This window comes from Weissella sp. DD23, from assembly GCF_001579105.1.
GTDB lineage: Bacteria > Bacillota > Bacilli > Lactobacillales > Lactobacillaceae > Weissella > Weissella cibaria.
Genome location: NZ_KQ970530.1, coordinates 1 through 246, shown reverse-complemented (window position 1 = coordinate 246; position 246 = coordinate 1). Strand labels below are relative to the sequence as shown.

Genomic DNA, 246 nt, shown 5'->3' with positions numbered 1-246 from the left:
GTTCAAAATTGTCACTAATCCAAAGCGATTATCCCAACTCTTTGAAACAACTTGCTTACCATTAGCCAGCATAACCGTTTTGACATCAGGCACAATAAAGTCACCCGGACGAATACCAAAAGACCAAGCTTCGTCATGCGATGTAAAGCCACCATCAAAAAGAATATCTTCAATCTTCGGCGCCCCGTTTACGCCACCTTCGCGTAAGAAGTGCGGTGAGACTGCTGAAGAGACAACTGGATACGA

General features: G+C 44.7%; 1 pseudogene. It reads right to left on the bottom strand.

What is annotated here, in order from left to right:
• A pseudogene (locus tag WEIDD23_RS12595) lies at positions 1-246 on the bottom strand (glutamyl aminopeptidase); the annotation flags it as partial.